The 16,423-nt window shown below is 70.2% G+C and carries 19 protein-coding genes; 11 read left to right on the forward strand and 8 right to left on the reverse strand.

Features of this window, described 5'->3' with window-relative positions; genetic code table 11:
• Window positions 1-59: 59 nt before the first annotated feature.
• Together Air01nite_RS41200 and Air01nite_RS21050 are read left to right on the forward strand one after the other, a co-directional pair.
• A complete protein-coding gene (locus tag Air01nite_RS41200; protein ID WP_239090848.1) occupies window positions 60-347 on the forward strand; it encodes a hypothetical protein in 288 nt (95 codons plus the stop codon).
• Between the two features lie 65 nt (window positions 348-412).
• On the forward strand, window positions 413-907 hold the full coding sequence (locus tag Air01nite_RS21050; RefSeq protein ID WP_203704459.1) for a hypothetical protein: 495 nt from the start codon (window positions 413-415) through the stop codon (window positions 905-907).
• Here the strand turns inward: Air01nite_RS21050 and Air01nite_RS21055 are convergent, their stop codons facing one another.
• Genes Air01nite_RS21055 through Air01nite_RS21085 form a run of 7 tightly spaced genes read right to left on the reverse strand, consistent with a single transcriptional unit; the run spans window position 908 to window position 9,383 of the window.
• On the reverse strand, window positions 908-1,516 hold the full coding sequence (locus Air01nite_RS21055) for a hypothetical protein (protein WP_203704460.1): 609 nt from the start codon (window positions 1,514-1,516) through the stop codon (window positions 908-910). It lies immediately after the preceding gene.
• Between the two features lie 33 nt (window positions 1,517-1,549).
• Complete coding sequence (locus Air01nite_RS21060) at window positions 1,550-2,689, reverse strand: M23 family metallopeptidase (protein ID WP_203704461.1); 1,140 nt, start codon at window positions 2,687-2,689, stop codon at window positions 1,550-1,552.
• Complete coding sequence (locus tag Air01nite_RS21065) at window positions 2,686-3,255, reverse strand: hypothetical protein (RefSeq protein ID WP_203704462.1); 570 nt, start codon at window positions 3,253-3,255, stop codon at window positions 2,686-2,688. The genes Air01nite_RS21060 and Air01nite_RS21065 overlap by 4 nt, the downstream gene beginning before the upstream one ends.
• 4 nt (window positions 3,256-3,259) lie before the next feature.
• Window positions 3,260-5,164: an MFS transporter gene (locus Air01nite_RS21070; protein ID WP_203704464.1), complete on the reverse strand. Its 1,905-nt coding sequence runs from the start codon at window positions 5,162-5,164 to the stop codon at window positions 3,260-3,262.
• The gene (locus tag Air01nite_RS21075) at window positions 5,165-8,641 is read right to left on the reverse strand and encodes an ATP-binding protein (RefSeq protein ID WP_203704466.1); all 3,477 of its coding nucleotides are present in this window, start codon (window positions 8,639-8,641) and stop codon (window positions 5,165-5,167) included.
• A gap of 46 nt (window positions 8,642-8,687) precedes the next feature.
• Entirely contained in the window at window positions 8,688-9,050 is a 363-nt protein-coding gene (locus Air01nite_RS21080; protein ID WP_203704468.1) for a hypothetical protein, read from the reverse strand.
• 15 nt (window positions 9,051-9,065) lie between these two features.
• Entirely contained in the window at window positions 9,066-9,383 is a 318-nt protein-coding gene (locus Air01nite_RS21085) for a hypothetical protein (RefSeq protein WP_203704469.1), read from the reverse strand.
• A 368-nt stretch (window positions 9,384-9,751) separates the two neighbouring features.
• On the opposite strand from Air01nite_RS21085, the gene folP reads away from it, so the two are divergent.
• The 7 genes from folP to Air01nite_RS21120 all read left to right on the forward strand — a co-directional run bounded on the left by folP (window position 9,752) and on the right by Air01nite_RS21120 (window position 14,262).
• Window positions 9,752-10,588, forward strand: a complete 837-nt coding sequence (folP, locus tag Air01nite_RS21090) for a dihydropteroate synthase (RefSeq protein ID WP_373310440.1) — start codon at window positions 9,752-9,754, stop codon at window positions 10,586-10,588.
• On the forward strand, window positions 10,585-10,953 hold the full coding sequence (gene folB, locus Air01nite_RS21095) for a dihydroneopterin aldolase (RefSeq protein ID WP_203704471.1): 369 nt from the start codon (window positions 10,585-10,587) through the stop codon (window positions 10,951-10,953). Before folP ends, folB begins: the two co-directional genes overlap by 4 nt.
• A complete protein-coding gene (gene folK, locus Air01nite_RS21100) occupies window positions 10,950-11,477 on the forward strand; it encodes a 2-amino-4-hydroxy-6-hydroxymethyldihydropteridine diphosphokinase (protein ID WP_203704494.1) in 528 nt (175 codons plus the stop codon). Before folB ends, folK begins: the two co-directional genes overlap by 4 nt.
• Window positions 11,474-12,001 (forward strand): DUF3180 domain-containing protein, encoded by a 528-nt coding sequence (locus tag Air01nite_RS21105; RefSeq protein WP_203704472.1) that lies wholly within the window; start codon window positions 11,474-11,476, stop codon window positions 11,999-12,001. The genes folK and Air01nite_RS21105 overlap by 4 nt, the downstream gene beginning before the upstream one ends.
• Before the next feature lie 84 nt (window positions 12,002-12,085).
• Entirely contained in the window at window positions 12,086-13,372 is a 1,287-nt protein-coding gene (locus Air01nite_RS21110; RefSeq protein WP_239090849.1) for an ABC transporter permease, read from the forward strand.
• 44 nt (window positions 13,373-13,416) lie between these two features.
• The gene (locus Air01nite_RS21115; protein ID WP_203704473.1) at window positions 13,417-13,710 is read left to right on the forward strand and encodes a hypothetical protein; all 294 of its coding nucleotides are present in this window, start codon (window positions 13,417-13,419) and stop codon (window positions 13,708-13,710) included.
• Between the two features lie 57 nt (window positions 13,711-13,767).
• Complete coding sequence (locus Air01nite_RS21120) at window positions 13,768-14,262, forward strand: hypothetical protein (protein ID WP_203704475.1); 495 nt, start codon at window positions 13,768-13,770, stop codon at window positions 14,260-14,262.
• Window positions 14,263-14,298: 36 nt separating this feature from the next.
• On the opposite strand, the gene Air01nite_RS21125 is transcribed toward Air01nite_RS21120, so the two are convergent.
• The gene (locus Air01nite_RS21125) at window positions 14,299-15,309 is read right to left on the reverse strand and encodes an ABC transporter ATP-binding protein (RefSeq protein WP_203704477.1); all 1,011 of its coding nucleotides are present in this window, start codon (window positions 15,307-15,309) and stop codon (window positions 14,299-14,301) included.
• Window positions 15,310-15,311: 2 nt separating this feature from the next.
• Here Air01nite_RS21125 and Air01nite_RS21130 point away from each other — a divergent pair, with 2 nt between their 5' ends.
• On the forward strand, window positions 15,312-15,998 hold the full coding sequence (locus Air01nite_RS21130) for an ABC transporter permease (RefSeq protein ID WP_203704479.1): 687 nt from the start codon (window positions 15,312-15,314) through the stop codon (window positions 15,996-15,998).
• The coding region (locus tag Air01nite_RS21135; RefSeq protein ID WP_203704481.1) for an ABC transporter permease at window positions 15,995-16,423 on the forward strand (429 nt) is incomplete at its 3' end. The genes Air01nite_RS21130 and Air01nite_RS21135, both read left to right, overlap by 4 nt.

Here is a 16,423-nt window from a genome sequence, read left to right on the forward strand (position 1 = left end):
GTTAGATGCCCGGTGCCGAGCAGGGGCACAATCGCCGGAAACCGCGCGTCGTCCAGGGGTTGAGCGGTGCCGACGCGGACGAAGCCGGGGAGCCCCGGCCCGCCGAGCGGGGTGTCTTCGAACCGAGCGTCAAGCTGCCCACCAAGCCAGCCGGGGGTGAGCACGCCGGCGGCGGCCCGGAGCCGCTCGGCGAGATCGTGCTGGGCCCGCTCATCGGCTACGGGAGCCCGCACACCGGCAACAGCCACCTCGGCGGCATCGACAACGGCAACCGCCTGCCGGTGCAGCGCGGCGGCTTCCAAGGCTCGCGCCTGCGCCCTCGACACACCGCTCACCTCCCGGAGTGACGGTATAGCAGCGCGGCAGAATGTCCCACGCTCCCCTCCGCGCGCCGTACGGCTAACCTCGGCATGTGGCCGCCGCATCCCCCACACGCACGACCCCAACGGAGCGAACCGCTCGCCCGCTGCGCCTACTCCTGATGGTCCTAGCCGGAGTAGCAACCCTCCTCTGCCTGGGCGGAGTAGGTGTAGGCATAAACCTGTACGACGAAGCCACCGCCGTTAAGCGCGACGAACCCGACATCGTCGTCGCGAACTACCTCGGCGCGCAGCTCGTCGAACGGGACGATGCCACCGCGAAGCTCTACTCCTGTGCACAGGATCGAGGGCTGGAGCCTGTCCGGGCGCTCAAGCGTGACATCGAGATGCGCGAGCAGAGTTTTGACGTCTCGATCCTGGTTGACTGGGGGGCCCTTTCGGTCCAACCTGCCGGCGAAGACCGTCTCGTCACTACCGACATTGGACGAAGTCTCGCTGGCGGCGAACGTTCGGTACAGGTTTGGCGGTTCACCGTCGTTGACGAGAATGGCGGTTGGCGCGTGTGCTCGGCTGAACGGGCGAGCTAACTACTCGATCCACAAGAGGTGCACCGGAACCTCCAGAGTCTTGGGGGCCTGCCCGCTCCACGCCCACCGGTACCACTCCAACTCGGTGGCCACCCTTACGCAGATGTCGCCATCGGCGTTTGTATGAATCTCTGTAACCGCGCGCAGGTCACGTCGCTCGACCCCGTCGACAACCTGGACGATGCGTCGACCCGAGAGGGCATCCACATCGACTGCGGCCATGGGCGTCCTGACGGCCGGGGAGTCGAGAGAGACTAGGCGGGCTATCACGTCCCGGTGGCCGACGTTGGCGGAGCCAGGGCCGCTACCGAGCGTCTCAACCCAGACACGTTCAATGGGCACCAACGGCGCGAAGACTTCGATCTGCTCGGATTCCGCGCGATACCACTCCTGTTCGGGTATCGCCGGCACGTAGGTGCGGCTGCCTTGCACGATCCGGTCGTCCGCGCGCAGGTCGCCACGCCAGCCAGCTCCGGGGAAACCGACGACCAGCCGCCGTCCCCGCAGGTCCTCCACGTTTGCGGCCGGCATCGGCACGATCGGTCGAGGCGGCCTCGGTGCCCAGTCGGGCTGGCCGGAGAAAGGGTCCGGCATCGGCTCGCGGCTCATCCGTCGTCTCCGCTCCGCGCGCCCGCCCGCCGGCTATGCGCCTGTGCCCAGCGGCGCGCCTTGTTCTCGCATCCAGACCATGGGATTGGTCGCACCAGATGAACTGCGGTCGCCGTTCAGGTGCACCTCAAAGTGTAGGTGCGGACCTGAAGAGTGGCCGCTCGTGCCAACGATGCCAATCGGCTGACCGGCCGCTACGGTCTGCCCGACCCCCACCTTGGGGCGGTACAGCATGTGGCAGTAACGGGTGATCACGTCCCCTGCGTGCTTAATGTCGACATACCACCCGCAACCGGGCGTAGAGGGTGAGCCATCCCGGTCACATCGGAACGGGGGCTGCGAGTCGTTGTCGCAGCGCGAGACTATGACAGTGCCCGCCGCGGCAGCCAGGATGTCGTCACCCCGGGAGGCACCGAGATCGACGCCTTGGTGGTCAGGTCGCTCGGCTGTGCGGAAGCCCGAGACGAGGCCTGCCTTCACCGGCGCGGTCCAGCCCGACGCCGCCACATCGCCCATGGTGGTGCAGGCCAGTGCGACGCTGGCGCCGACCGCACGGGCCGCGCCGTCGGCCAACAGGTTCACGATCTCGGCCGCGTCCGGCTCGTGTTTGGCGTAGGCGTCAGGGAACGCACTGCGCTGCACTGCCTGCGCCGCGTCTGTCAACGGCAGCTTCTCCCAGCCGCGGACCTTGAGCAACTTCTGGTAGAACTTGCGACTCGCGTAGACCGGGTCCTGCACCTGCTTGGGTGTGCCCCAACCCTGGCTCGGCCGCTGCTGGAAGAGGCCAAGTGAGTCGTGGTCGTTGCGGGCGCCGAGATAGCCGTGGTTAGTCAGCGACGACTCCTGCATCGCGGTCGCGACCGCGATCACCCAGCCCTTCGGTGGCACCTTCAGCTGTGCGCCGACGTTGATGATGGTCGCCGCGTTGCGGAGCTGAGCCTCGTTGTAGCCCGAGACGCTCGGCATGTCACCGTTGGCCGGTAGTGGGCCACCCGCACCGCAACCATATGTCGACAGCGTCTGATCGTCGTTGCTGAGCCCGTCCAGGAAAAAGGCGGCCATCCCACCCGCGCAGCACAGCACAGAGAGCGCCACTGTCAGCGCCACAAACAGGACGACCTTTCGCGGCCGGCGTCGCCGACCCGCCTGCTCCAAATCTGCGGACAGTGTCATCCGCGCTCCCAGTCGACACCGTCCACCAACCACCGACCCTGCCCGACGACCATTCGGAGAACCAAGGTTCCGGAGTCGACCGGATAAGAGACCTCGGCCAGCCCGCTGCCCTGGGGCACCACCTTGGGCGGGCCGGTCAACCGCTGGGCCGGCACGACCACCGGGTCGACACCTTCGAGCTTTGTGGCGAGTTCCGCAGTCGCATTGGGCACGAGGGCCGCGTGCCAGGCATCGGCCTTCGCGGTGCGGTCGAGCCAGGCCTCCGCAAACGCCTCGGCGACCGTTTCCGGCTTGGCGCCGCCTGGGCTGAGACTCGGTCCCGGATCGAGCTTGGTCGACGAGGTCGGTGCGGGCTCGACGACGCCGTCGTCTCCCTCGCGGGAATCCGCGGACGCCTCGGCCGTCGAGGTCTCGACCGGCTGGAGGTTTCCGGTTGACCGGCCCTCTGGGCCGGCTACCACCCGCGCCACACCGACGATGCCGAGCACAACGATGGCCAGCACTACGGCCACACCGAGCCGCGAGCGAAGGACCGAGGTGCCGAGGAGTTGGAGTACCCGCCGCAAGGGGTCACCTCGCCTCGGAGCGGACCCGTGGTGGAGTGGCTGGCACGTCCTTCGAGGACTCCGGCCGGTAGATCGCGTAGCTGGCCGGCGCGGTGTCCGGGACCTCCGGCTCGACCCAACGGCCGGGGCGGCGACGCGACGGCGGGTTCGGCTGCGGCTGCGGCGTCTGCGGTGGAGCGTCGGAGCGCTCCTCCGGCCGGCTGCGTTCGCTGCCGGTCGGCGACGCGTGGCTGGGATCCTCGAGCCGCGCCTCTGGCCGCAACGTGGTCTGCTCGACCACGACGCCACGGCCCTTTCCTAGTTTCGGTTCGGCGGTGCCGCCCGGCTCGGCCACGTCGAGCTTCGCAGCCTCTCGCATGTCGCGGAAGAACCGCCGGTGCCAGGACCCAGCCGACGTGATCGCCGCCGTGCTGTCCTTGCCGCCGAGTTGTGTGATCCGTCGGTAGGGCCGGAGCAGCAACCAGCCGACGACGCCGGTCAGCCACACCAGCACGACTTGGAGCCAGCCTGGGAGGGTCGGCGTGTTCATGACCAGGTCAACGGCGAAAAGATAGATCGCCGCACCAGTACCGAAGATTGCGATGTTGAAGACGGCGGCGACGACGGCGTTGGCCAGCCTGCGGATCCCTGCGCTCGCCGGCCGCATCAAGCCAATCGTTCCGAGGATCGGCGCGGCAATCACGGCCCATCGGAATATTAGGAACCCGAGGAGAACGAGTAGCGAGGCCGTGAGGTCGAATAGCGCAAATAGGATGGCCGCCAGCAGCGCAATGAATCCGGCGCCCACTCTCTCCATGTCGCGACTGCCCTGGAGGTACTCGTAAGCCTCTGGGTCTTCGGACTTGATCTGTTCGGCAACCTTCATCCACTGGTTGCTCTTCCGGGCGATGATCCCGTCGCGACTGTTCGGATTGTTGCGGATCTGCTGCAACTCCGACCACGTGAAGGACTTTGCGTCGTATAGCGCCAAACCGTACTTTTTCGCAACGTCGCTGTCGGCCGAGCCGAGGACCCCACGCACCCAGTTTCGGTAGAGCATCGTTTCGGTCACTGTGTCGCTGGCGCGAACCGCAGGCGGGCGGTTGTCTTTACACGACTGCGGGTCATCCGCAAGGACGCATTGGCCGTCCTTGGGTTGGGGTCCGACGGCGTCGTGGACAACGCCTAAGGCGCTGACTAGAGTTCCGTCTGCGACGTTCGCCGACTTGACCGGCCAGGCGGCCAAGGCGGTGACCGCGACCATTACGAGGAGCGCCCACCCGGTCGTCGTCAGTGCGTTGCTCATGTCTGACTGACGAGAACGCCATATGAGGTAGAGGCCGACCACAGCCAGCGTGATGCCGCCGAACACTGTGAAGACCTTGGTGTAGATGGCCTTGGTGGCCTGGTCGACCAGCGGATCGGCCCAACCCCACATCGATTGGGGATCCCAGGCCCGCTCGCGCACCGCGTTCGACGCCCCAACGACAGCTGTTGCGATCATGAGCTCGCCGTTGGCCACTGTGGTGAGGAAACGGTAGTCGGGGTGTAGGACGCTAGACGCGCACCCACCTTCCACGTCATAGGTGTTATAGCTATACCCCGCATATCCGTACCGGCCGTACATGCCGGCTACGCCCGACGTCCGGGGCGCCTCAGGCGTAGTCGTGAACCAGCCAGCGAGGCCGGCATCGGGCGTGCTCGGGGTCGGAGCTTTGAGACACTGCGCGCGTTCCGCCGCGACATCGGGCAGCTTGTCGACGCAGGCCTTGAAGTTGGATTCCCATTGTTCGATTGAGCACACGTCGCCCGGTGCCCGGGTGGGTAGTGGGGCCGCGGTGGCGCCGAGGGCGGGCCAGCTGATGGTGGCCGCGGCCGCTATCAGCAGGGTGAGGACCAGAGAGGCTACCCGTGCTCGCGCGCGAGCCATCTACTCCTCCAGGTCGGCAGCAGGGGTGCCCGGCGGGAGGATGGACGGCGTGTTGGCCGCTACCGCCGGTGTCGTGTCCAGGTGGTCCAGGAGTCCGTTGACGTACGAGACGTCGACCCGGATCTTTTGGACCCGGCCGTCTACGTCGCGCATTACGAACTCGCGGAAGCCTAGTCTTGAAGCCGATGAGGTGTCTACATTAGACAGCGACGCCAGTGTTGCCTCGTAGCCGTCGTTGACTGGGACGCGGAGCAGGCGCAGCGCCTCCGACGCGATTTCCTGGTCCTCCGCTATCCGGCCCACGAAGACCGTCGACACCAGGTTTTGCACGTCCAGGCCCAGGATGTCGCGCGGGTTCTGCGACGCCACCAGCGCTGACAGGTTCCATTTGCGGGAGTCGCGGGCCAGGCGCACCAGGAAGGAACGGCCTGAGCGCCAACCCTCCATGAAGTGGGCCTCGTCCAGGCCGACCATTTTGCGCGACGACATCGAGCCGCCGTAGCAGCGGCGGACGGCCAGGCGGTGGGCCGTGTGCAGCATCGGCAGCGCCAGCGCTTCCTCCGCCGACCAATATTCCCGCTCGATTTTCAGGTCCGGCAGGCGCAGGCCGGCCATCGTGATGACCGTCAGCGCCGCGTCGGCGCCGAGCAGGTGCTCCGGTGGGCGGCCGAAGAACAGGAGGGCGAGCGGCATCTCGGCCGTGTCCAGCAGCAGGTTGGCCAGTTCCTTGCCGTCGTCGTCGTCCATCGCGGCCAGGCAGGCGACCACGTCGTCCAGCGTCGACGTCTCCTCGGCCGGGACCTGGCGCACCGCGTGCCGGAGCAGCGTCGCCGTCGACGCCTGGCGGGCCACCTGCGGCGGCACCAGCATCTGGCAGATGTCCTGCACCAGCATCCGGCGCTCGGCCCGCGAGTTGGACACCGCGATCTCAAATTCCCGATCCCCGGGTGCGCCGAGCGAGAACTCCGTCCGCAAGGGCGTGGGGATCAGCGAATACGGCGCCAAAGTGCCCGCTTCGGAACCCGTCAGGTTCAACACCCGCGAGAACGGGCGAAGTTCCGGCATCGAGCACAGCCGGGCCAGCGGACCCGACGGGTCCAGCAGCGTCACCTGGACGCCCCGCCGAGCCGCCAGGTAGCCCAGCGCCCCCAGCAGCGTCGACTTGCCGCCGCCGGGCTCCGCTACGAAGACCGCCAGGCCCGATCGCTCGCGTACCTCCATCGGGAAGTGCAGGTCGAGGAAGACCGGCCGGCGGCAGGTGCCGGCCGTGCGGCCGATCAGGTCGCCGCGTCGGTCGCCGACCGTGGACGCCGCCTGTGGCAGCGCGGCCGCCAGCAGCTTGACCGGCATGCGGCGGATGTAGCCGGTGTTGGCGATCGGCTCGCCCGGGATGAACTCGCGGGCCAGCCAGTCCTGGTTCTTCGGGTGCTGCAACGAGATCCGCAGCTCGCGCGAGTAGAGCTGGATCAGCCGGCGCGCCCGCTCCAGGCACTCGTCGCGGGTGCGGCCACCGACCGCGATGCGGTGCCAGCCGTGCGCCCGGGCCGACTCGACCGGCAGCCCGGTGGTCATCTCGTCGCCGATCACCAGTGCGCGCTTGGCCAGCCGCTCCAGCTCCGGCGGTGCGTCGATGCCGTGCTCGGCGTAGTCGAGCTGCTGCGACCTGATCATCCGGAGCCGGTGCTCGAGGTTGCGGAACGAGTCGCCGGAGCCGAGCACGTCGACCCGCGACGACAGCTCCATCGGCCACGGCAGCCGCTCGTGGAAGTGCATCCACGGCTCGTGCCGCTCCGGGATCTCCAGCGGCTCCATGCGGCCGACCGCCAGCACCGCCACGTGCCGTTCCTCGCCGGTCATCCGGTTGACGAGCTTGACCGTCGACCCGTACGGCGTGCGGTAGCGCTCGATCTGCTCGGTCAACCCCAGCAGGTCGCCGCGCTCCCACTGCCCGTTGGAGACCGGGGACAGCGCGGTCGGTGGCGCCATGCACAGCGCGACCGAGCGGTAGAGCAGCCACTCCAGCTCGGTCGGGGTCACGCGGCGCCCGCGCATGCCGAACGCGCCGAGCACCTCGTCGAACTGCTCGACGGTGCGGCCCAGCTTGCGCCGCTCACCCTCCGCGACGCCGCGGCCGAACGTACGCAGGACGCGCTCGGTCATGGTGTTGCCCAGCGACCGGCGGGCGAACGTCACGCCGAGGTAGGTCTGCCCCTCGGCGTGGTTGACCGAGAGCAGGTGCCGCTGCGCCGCGACCAGGTGGTCGGACCACGACGTCGCGCCCGGGACGCCGGCCAGCGGTGACGGCGTGTGCGCGTCGACCGTGCGGGCCCACTCGTCGGCCGGGAACGGCCGGGTCGTGCGGCGCAGGTGCAGCCGGAACCCGGCAAGGCCGGCATATTGCTCCGAGATCGCCGACAGCAGCGCCTCGCGCTCGGCATCCGGCCGGAACGCCCAACGCACCTCGGGCAGCCAGTACCACGCGGTCACCGTGTTGGGCGTGAAGGTCAGGTGGCCGGCGATCTCCGTGATCGCCAGGCCGATGGCCGGGTCGCGGTCGCCGAACTTGATCGCCGGCGGCTTGACCGTCACCGGCTTCTTGGCCGGCTCGCGGCGCTCCTTGCCCGCGCGGCGCGGCGGCTGCGCGGGCTCGCGGACCACCGGCAGCTGCGCGCCTGGCACGTCGGGCGCGCGCTCCGGACGCGCCGCCATCTCCGCACCGCGTTCCGGACCCGACGGCAGCGGGGGTACGCCCGAAGCCGGTCGCCGTGGCCGCGCCGGCTGTGGCGGCGCCAAGCGGCTCGCACTCGGCGGCTCCGCCCGGCGTCGCGGCTCGGGGCGGGCATCCTGGCGCGGCTCGGGCAGCCGTTCGCCAGGGTTGGCCCGGCTGACGATGCGCTGCCGGTCGACATCAGGCGCGACCCGCCGAGCGGGCTCGGCTCGCGACGACTCCACCCGAGGCGAGGGCTCCATCCGAGGCGCCGGGTCCACCCGAGGCGCCGGGTCCACCCGAGACGGCGGCTCGACCCGGGGCGCCGGCTCCATCCGAGGTGAAGGCTCCACCTGAGGCGCCGGCTCCACCGCGTGGACGGGCTCGGCGGCCGGTCCGGCGCTGTGCCCGTTGGTGAGCGCCGCATGCCGCCCACCGGACTCCTCGGCCGGCTGCTCGCCGCCACCGCGAGGCGGCGCGGCGCCACCGAAGAGGTCGAGGAACGGCGAGTCGATGTCCGCCTGGGGAGCGGTGGGCCGCCGCCCAGCGGGCACGCCACCGCGCCCGCGCTCGTCTCCCGGCCGCGACCGCGCCGGCCCCGGAGCCTGGAACACGGCGACCGAACCGTGGCCCGGAGTGGTCACGAGCTCGTCGTCGGCGCGGTCCTCATCAAGATCCGTCTCCGGGTAGTCACTTGATCGCGGACGGTGACCGTGACTCCCGGGCTGCGTGTCGGCCGGACGGGACTCCGGCGGGACCGGTCGATTCATGCGCGGACCTCGCTCCGCTCCGCGAACGCGCCTGCGTCGGGCCAGGTCATACCAGCTCCTCGCGAATCCGGATCTTGGTCGCGACGAGGCGCGGGTCGCGCTGCTCGACGGCGGGCTCGCGGGTGCGGCGCCAGTCGGTGAGTGCGGTGCGGATGACCATGCGTGCCGGGCGGTCGGGATCGACGTGGCGGAAGATGAACGAGGTCGTCACGATCGCGAGCGCGATCTCCCAGGCCGGGAACAGCTCGACGTTGAACGTGAAGAGCCAGTGGATGAACATGTAGAGCGGCACGAGCACGATGAACAGCCCGTATTGCGCATAGGGCAGGTGGACCGGAAGCGTGTATCCCGGCGGGCCCAGGTAGACCAGGCGGGCCCGGTAGATGTCGTCGTCGGTGCGCAGCCGCATCTCGTGCTCCGCGGCCTATTCGAAGATCAGCTGGATCAGGTAGTCGCCGACGAAGAACAGTGTTGCCGCGCCGGCTATGAACGCCAGGCCGACGATGGCGATCGCGGAGCTGGTCAGGACCTTCGAGATCTCACCCCGGCTCGCACGGCCGATGAAGATCACGCCGAGCACGGCGAGCAGGATAGGTGCGACCTTGCCAGCGAAGAAGCTGACGATGCCCTGTGTGTCGATGCCCTTTGGGTCTGCCTCACCCGCGATGACATGGGCGAGCACGCCCGACGCGGCTTGCGCGGATGCGCCCCACGCCTGCTGGACGAGCTCAGTGGCGATCATCGGAAAACCTCCCCGGTGCCGACGGCCGGCGGAGCCGCGGCACTGTGATTGTCAGGCCTTCGGGTGACGTCTCGTCGTACGCCGTGTCCGCCGGCCCAGGTGTTGTGCGCTCACCGCTAACGGTGTCTCATACTCGGGTGTTTTGTCCCGGTTTCGGCCCGTCTCCCTCGTGTTGGCGCCGGAATCATTAGCAATTGCAAAGCGTACGGCGCGCCCCTGGATCGAACAAGCTACGAGGAATGCGCCCGCATGTGCCTCCTGTGGCTCCCGTGACCGGTGTGGCACAGGAGTTCGAGCGCAGGGCCGTGAGCCCTGTTCGGTACCGTCTACGAGTGGCCGATCTGCTGCGGTCGCCCGACCCGGTGGTGATGGGCGTCCTGAACGTCACGCCCGACTCGTTCTCGGACGGCGGGCGTTATTTCTCCGCCGACGCGGGCGGCGGGCTCGCGGCCGCGGTCGCGCACGGCGTCGCCATGCACCGCGACGGCGCGCACCTGGTCGACGTCGGCGGCGAGTCGACCCGGCCGGGCGCCGAGCGGGTCGACGCGGAGACGGAGGCCGCGCGGGTCCTGCCGGTCATCCACGAGCTGGCCGCGCAGGGCGTGCCGATGAGCATCGACACCACGCGGGCCAGCGTCGCCGCGGCCGCGCTCGAAGCCGGCGTGACCGTCGTCAACGACGTCTCGGGCGGCCTGGCCGACCCCGACATGGCCAAGGTGGTCGCGGGCGCCGGCTGCCCCTGGGTGCTCATGCACTGGCGCGGGCACTCGCGCCGGATGGCCGAGCTGGCCACCTATGACGACGTCGTGACCGAGGTACGCGACGAGCTGAGCCAGCGGGTCGACGACGCGCTCGCCGCCGGCGTGTCCGCCGACCGGATCGTCATCGACCCCGGCCTGGGCTTCGCCAAACGGGCCGAGCACAACTGGGAGCTGACGATCCGGCTGCCGGAGCTGCTCTCGCTCGGCTATCCGCTGCTGTTCGCCGCGAGCCGCAAGTCCTACCTCGGCCGCCTCCTCGCCGGCCCGGACGGCACGCCGCGGCCGGTCGGCGAGCGCGAGGCGGCGACGGTCGCGACCAGCGTGCTGGCGGTCGCCGCCGGTGCCTGGGGCGTCCGGGTGCACGACGTGCGCGAGACGACCGACGCGATCGCCGTGTGGCAGGCCAGTGGGCGCCCGCGGCTGGCCGAAACAGGAGAACGATGACCGACCGGATCACCCTCAAAGGGCTGCGGGCCCGTGGCCGGCACGGTGTGCTGGCGTTCGAGCGCGCGGAGGGCCAGGACTTCCTCGTCGACGTGGTGCTCGAGCTCGACCTGCGGGCCGCCGCCCGCGACGACGACCTGGCCAAGACCGTCGACTACGGCGTGCTCGCCGGCCGGCTGGTCGAGGTGATCACGGGGAAGCCGGTCGACCTGATCGAGACGCTCGCGGACCGCCTGCTCGACGTCTGTCTGGACGATCAACGGGTACGCACGGCGACCGTCACCGTGCACAAGCCGCACGCGCCGATCCCGCACGAGTTCGCCGACGTCTCGGTCCGGATGCGCCGGGGGAGGGCGGACCACTGACCCGGGCGGTGCTCTCCCTCGGCAGCAACCTGGGCGACCGGCTCGCTCACCTGCGGGCGGCGGTCACCGCGCTGCGACCCGTACTCGTGGCGGTGTCCGATGTCTATGAGACCCCGCCCTGGGGTGATCCGGACCAGCCCAACTACCTCAACGCCGTGGCCGTCGTCGACGACGAGGCGGCAACCGCCCGGGACTGGCTCGACCGGGCCCGGGCGATCGAGAGCGCCGAGGGCCGGCGTCGCGACCCGGAGCGCCGGTTCGGCCCGCGGACGCTGGACGTCGACGTGATCACCGTGACCGATGCCGCCGGCCGCCCGGTGCGCACCGACGACCCCGAACTGACACTCCCGCACCCCCGGGCCCACCTGCGCGCCTTCGTGCTGCGCCCGTGGGCCGACCTCGAGCCCGGCGGCGAGGTGCCCGGTCACGGCCGGCTGACCGACCTGCTGGCGGCCGAGCCGGCGGCGAGCGACGTGGCGGCGGTGCGTGCCCGGCCGGATCTCCGGATACAGTCGGCGGGATGAGCCAGCAGCCTTCGCCGCGCCCCCACGGGCCGCACCGGCCACGGATGGGTCCGACCCAGCCGGCCACGCTGGTGCTCGCCGCCCTGGTGGCCGCCGCCCTGGCCTGGCTGCTGGTCAGCATGACCTACGCGAGCCTGCCCGACCTGCCCTGGTCACCGACCGCGGTGCTGGCCGGTCTCGGCGTGCTGGAGGGCTACCTCGCGCTGAACACCCGGGCCCGGATACAGCGCAAGCCCGGCCGGCTGCCCGTCGACCCGCTGGCGGTGGCCCGGTTCGCGGTGCTGGCCAAGGCGTCGTCGCTGGTCGGGTCGATCTTCGGCGGCTTCTTCGCCGGCCTGCTGATCTTTTTGATCTTCAAGCACACCGACGCGGCCCGTGGTGACCTGCCGGCCGCGATCGGCGGCCTCGTCGGTTCGATCATCCTGGTCATCGCCGCGCTGCTGCTCGAACGCGCCTGCCGGGTGCCCAAGCGGCGGGACGAGGACGAGGACCAGGACAACGACGCCCGCTCTACCCCCCGGTAACTGCGAAGACGCCTCATACACAGGGGGTGACGGGCGGGCATAGGCGCGGTTAGGGTGCGTGCGAATGGTAGGAAGGCGCACCTGATGGGCTACGACGAATCGATCTACCGGCGACGCGCGGGTGACGGCACCGACGCGGGTCTCACCGGCGACTACCCGGACGATTACCAGTCGACCGGCGAGTTCGGCATCGGTGACCTGCGCGCCGGCGACCAGACCGACACCGGCCGGCAGGCGGTTCCGGCGGCGGTTCTCGACGACGTGTTCGACGACCCGGCGCACGGTGAGCCGGGCCGCGACCGGCTGGCGTTCCACGTCGTGTGGGAGGTCGTCCTCCTGCTAGCCGTGGGCGGGGTGGGCTTCCTGCTTCTCCGCGAAGACTCCGGAGCGTTACGGGGCAACGCCCTGGAGCAACTGCTCGTCGCCGGAGCGGCGCTCGGGCTGCTCGCGATGGGCGCCGGGCTGACCCTGCGGACCGGCGCGGTCAACCTCGCGCTGGGCCCGGTCGCGGTGGCCGCCGCGCTGCACTTCGCCGAGCAGGGCGACCGCGGCCTCCTGCCGACGCTCGCCCAGGCCGTGGTCGCGGCGCTGGTGCTGGGCCTGGTGACGGCCCTCGTCGTGGTGGTCTTCCACGTGCCCGGCTGGGCGGCCAGCCTGGCGGCGGCCGCCGGCACGCTCGTCTTCATCGAGCGCCGGCCCGGCCCGGTCGACGTGCAGGGCGGCTACGACCCCACCGACCACGCGCTCTACCTCTTCGTCGGCGTCGCCGTGATCGCCGTGCTGGGCGGCCTGCTCGGCACCGTCAAGTCGGTGCGCCGCTCGGTCGGCCGGTTCCGCCCGGTCGCCGATCCGGCGCGGCGCCGTGGCTCGGTGGCCGCGGTGCTCACCGGCGGCGCCATCACGATCTCCATGCCGCTCGCGGCCGGCGCGGGCGTGCTGATCGCCGCCGCCTCGGACGGCCCGGTGGCACCGACGAGCGGCCTCGAGTGGACCGCGCTGGCGGTCGGCGCGGCGCTGCTCGGCGGCACCAGCGCGTACGGCCGCCGGGGTGGCATCTTCGGCACCGTGCTGGCGGTCGCGCTGCTGGTCGTCGGCGAGCGCTACCTCGCCGAGCGCGGCTGGGACGAGGTCACGCCGGCCGCGCTGGGCGCCGGTGCGGTGGTGATCGGCCTGGTGGTGACCCGGCTCGTCGAGACGTTCGGCCGACCCAAGTCGGCCGGCGACGACACGTCCTGGCAGACCACGACCCCGCGGGGCAACGCGCACAACACCTTGGGCGACCGCACCGAGTCGTGGTCGTCGCTGCCGGCGCAGCCGACCGAGAGCCGGGCCGCCTGGGACACCGACCGCTGGACCAACGACGGGCGCTGACTCGGGCCGGGCAGCGGGGCCGATCAACGGGCTAGTCTCGGAACATGACCGAATCGTCGGAGTTCGCCGCGCTGGACCAGTTGTCCACCGAGGAACTGCGTGAGCGGGCGTTCCATCTCGCCCGCGAGCGCCTCGACGTGCGCTTCTTCTGGTCCGTGCTGCGGCACGTGCCCGACGCGGAGACCGCCGGGAGCCTGGACGGCGCGTTCAACACCGTCGGACCCACGATCGACGAGGCGTACGCCATGTTCCGTGAGCTCGAGGGGCACGACCTCGGTGAGGACGAGCCGCTGTTGCGCGCGAAGTTCATCGACTATCTGCTCAAGCACGACAAATAGCTCCAGGTAATCGACGCCAGGTTTCGTCGATGTATTCCGCTGGGAACTACCGGCGGCATGGCTCTCACCAACCGATACAAGTCAGCGACCGGATCGGGCACCATCGCTGCCCTGATCCTCGTGCTGGTCTTCGGCAGTCCCTGGTATCGCGATTGGGTCACCGCCAACTACACGGACCAGACGGCCGGTGGTTGGTTCCTGCGACTGCTCGCCTACCCGGCCTGGCGGTTCGACTCCAGCGACACGCTCCAGAACGTGCTCGCCGACGACCTGCGCGCGATCCTCGTCGTGGTGCTCACGGCGCTCTTCCTCTACCTGCTGCCCGGCAGCCAGCTGGCCCGGGCCCGCGGCACACTCAGCCAGCTCTTCGCCGGTTGGGCCGCGTTCATCTTCGCCGGCGCGTTCGCCGGCCTCATCACCACGCTGGTCCGCAGCAACCCGACGCTCCTGTCCGCCTTCGACGCCGCCGGGCAGGGTGCCGCGTACGGCTTCTTCGTGGGCTGGATCGTGGGCCTGGCCACCCTCGGCGGCTGGCGCGGGACCCGCAGCTAAGAGTGTTCAAGGCGGACCCGGTGCGCCGGGTCCGCCTTACTCTGCCGGGTAGTCGATGCTGAGGATGCGGTGCCGGCTGATCACGCCAACCACCCGGTCGCCGTCCTTGACCTCGGCGTAGTCGGAGTTGGTGACCAGCATCGCGGCCAGTGCGTCGTAGAGCGAGGTGCCCAGCTCGACGGCGGGCAGGTGGTCGCCGATGGTCACCTGGGCGGCCGGGGTCAGCATCTCCTCGGTGACCGGGATCACCGCCAGCCGCCGGATGCCTCGGTCCTTGCCGACGAACTCGCGCACGAACGGCGACGCCGGCTCGCCCAGAAGCTGCGCCGGCGTGCCGAACTGCTCGAGGTGCGCGCCCTGCGAGAGCACCACGATCCGGTCGCCCATCCGGACCGCCTCGTCCAGGTCGTGGGTGACCAGCACCACTGTCTTGCGCACCTCGGCCTGCAGGCGGAGGAACTCGCGCTGCAGCGAGGTGCGGGCGATCGGGTCGACCGCCGAGAACGGCTCGTCCATCAGCAGCACGACCGGGTCCGCGGCCAGCGCGCGGGCGAAACCGACCCGCTGGCGCTGGCCGCCGGAGAGCTCGTGCGGGTAGCGCCTGCCGTAGCGGCCCGGGTCGAGGCCGACGAGGTCGAGCAGCTCGTCGGACCGCTCCCTGGTGACCTGCTTGGGCCAGCCGAGCAGGCGGGGGACCGTGCCGACGTTGGTGTGCACCGTCTGATGTGGAAAGAGGCCGACGTTCTGGATGACGTAACCGATGCGCCGCCGCAGTCGCACCGCGTCGGCCGCGGTCACGTCCTCGCCGTCGATGAGGATCTGGCCCGCGGTGGGTTCGACCAGACGATTGATCATGCGGAGTACGGTCGACTTGCCGCAGCCGGACGGCCCGATCAGCACCACGAGCTCGCCGGCGTCGATGCGCAGGCTCAGGTTGTCGACGGCGACCGTGCCGTCGGGGTACCGCTTGCGTACGTCGCGGAGCTCGATCGGCGCCGCCTTGCGATCGGCCGGCGCGGCCGTCCGGCTCTCCGAGGTAGCGTCCACCTATGTCCCTCCGCGACCTGGCGTATCAGGATGCCGCCAATCCCTGGTTCTCCTGGGACTACATCCGGACCAACTCGAGCACCATCCTCGACGCTCTTGGCGAGCATGTCACGTTGACGGTGGAGGCCGTCGCCTTGGCCGCTGTGGTCGCGATCCCACTGGGCGTGCTGGCCTATTGGGTACGCCCGCTCAGAGGGCCCATTTTGGCCACCTCCGGTGTGCTCTACACCATTCCGTCGCTGGCGCTGCTGGCGTTCATCGCACCCGCGGTCGGCCCGACGAAGTCGACGTCCGTGCTGATCGGCCTGGTGCTCTACGCGCTGTTACTGATCGTGCGCAACACGTTGGCCGGCCTCAACCAGGTGCCGAGCGAGGCGCAGGACGCGGCCATCGGCATGGGGTACGGGCGGTGGGGCCGGCTGCTCCGCGTGGACCTGCCGCTCGCGCTGCCGGGCATCCTCACCGGCGTCCGGCTGGCCACGGTGTCGACCGTGGCGTTGGTCACGATCGGCGGTCTGATCGGCAAGGGCGGTCTGGGCAACCTGATCCTCGGTGGCTTCCGCAACAACTTCTTCAAGGCCGAGATCACCACGGGCGCGATCCTGTGCGTGCTGCTCGGGCTGGTGCTCGATCTGATCCTGATCGGTGCCGGACGGGTGCTGACCCCGTGGACCAGGAGAGCCCGATGAACCTCGTGCAGTCGGCAATCCAGTACCTCAACGACCCGCTGAACTGGACCAACCCGGGCGGCATCCTGGACCGGCTGGGCGAACACCTGGTCATCTCGGCGTCCGCGGTGGCGATCGGCCTGGTGGTCGCCTGGCCGCTGGGCATCTGGCTCGCGCACTCCGGGCGCGGTGGCGGCGTGATCGTGCTGCTGTCGGACCTGACGCTGGCGATACCGACCATCGCACTGTTGACGATCCTGCCGTTGACCCTCGGTTTCGGTAAGCCGCCGATCATCATCGCCCTCGCCGTGTTCGCGATCCCGCCGTTGCTCGCCAACGCCTACACCGGTGTGCGGCAGGTCGACGCGGAGACCCGGGACGCGGCCAAGGGCATGGGGCTCTCCGGCTGGCAGTTGTTGCGCCGGGTCGAGTTGCCGCTGGCGGTG

The organism is Asanoa iriomotensis (assembly GCF_016862515.1).
Taxonomy (GTDB): domain Bacteria; phylum Actinomycetota; class Actinomycetes; order Mycobacteriales; family Micromonosporaceae; genus Asanoa; species Asanoa iriomotensis.